Genomic DNA, 1,317 nt, shown 5'->3' with positions numbered 1-1,317 from the left:
TGGTCTTATCCCTGTCAAGTAGACAGTATTAAAAAGACTAAGCAGCCATCGAGATTCGATATTCTATCGGAGCTCGATGGTTGAGTCGTTTTTGGAACCGTTTATAGTTATAAAAGTAAATATATTCTTCAATTGCTTGTATTAAATCCGCTTCTGTTTTAAAATGATTCAAATACAACATCTCCGATTTAAAATGGGAGAAAAATGATTCGATACAGGCATTATCATGGCAGTTTCCTTTGCGAGAGTGGCTGCCAATGATACCTAAATCCAAAAGTCGTTTGTTGTAGGCATGAGATGTGTACTGGAACCCCTGATCTGAATGGAGAATGGTTCCACGCACATCTCTTTTTTGTGCCAACATTTCAATTGTATCTAATACAAGTTCATTATCATTGCGCTTGGATATTTTCCAAGAAACAACTTCGTTATTATAAATATCTTGTACAACAGAAAGATACCGAAATCCCTCTTGGAATCGTAGGTAAGTAATATCTGTAACAAGTGCTTCATTTTGTTGACGATTTTTAAATTCACGGTTTAAAACATTCGGAAAAACATTGGAATAGTTCCCTTTAAAGAAGCGACGCTTCTTCCGAATAATAGACTGAATGTTGAGCTCACTCATTAAGCGATATACCTTTTTGTGATTTATAAAATAACCTTCTTCTTGTAAAGCGATTTTCATACGTGGATAACCATATTCCTTGTGCTTTACGTGAATAGATTGTATTACCTTTTTTAATCGTTGATCGGATTCTAGTCGCATGTCTTTTATGCTTTTTGTATGAATCCACTTATAGTAACTTGAACGATGTACACCCGCAAATTTAGTAAGCCATAGAACTGGATATTTTCTCTTTAATGATTCAATGATATGATATCTCTCTTTATATTTTGGTACGCCCCCATTTACAGATTTGGATACTGCTTTTTTAAATATTCAACCTGAGCCTTATAGTAGTCACGTTCCTCTTCAATGGTGTTGAAGTGAACACGTTTGCCTTTTAAAGGGTTTGGTATACCTTTCATTCCACTATTTTTCCCACGAGTATCTGTAATTTCACCACATTCTTTATATTTTTTTACCCAATTTTTAAGTTGTGTAGAGCTTTTAATCTGATATTTCTCCGTTATCATATCGTAGCTTCCTTCTCCGTTTAAATAACTTTGAACAGCTGCTAACTTTACTTCTTCTGAGTATGTATTAAATGTTGTACCTTTTTTTGCCATGAAAAATCCCCTCCAAGTAATAGTGTAACATCCATGTTTATACATGGTCTTTTTAACACTGTCTACCTAAAGGGGATAATATCA

1 protein-coding gene is annotated in these 1,317 nt (G+C 34.3%); it reads right to left on the bottom strand.

Going from position 1 to position 1,317, the window contains the following annotated elements; translation table 11 throughout:
- Positions 1-37: 37 nt before the first annotated feature.
- Positions 38-1,233, bottom strand: a protein-coding gene (locus JTF23_RS27335; RefSeq protein ID WP_204210286.1) for an IS3 family transposase whose coding sequence is annotated in 2 segments (ribosomal slippage) — positions 38-927 and positions 927-1,233 — 1,197 coding nt in all. Because the reading frame shifts where the segments join, the coding sequence is not laid out codon by codon here.
- Positions 1,234-1,317 lie beyond the last annotated feature (84 nt).

Origin of the sequence: Bacillus sp. RIT 809 (genome assembly GCF_016892495.1) — a bacterium.
GTDB lineage: Bacteria > Bacillota > Bacilli > Bacillales > Bacillaceae_G > Bacillus_A > Bacillus_A cereus_U.
Note: the sequence above shows the minus strand (reverse complement) of the source record. Positions and strands in the feature narration are given on the sequence as shown.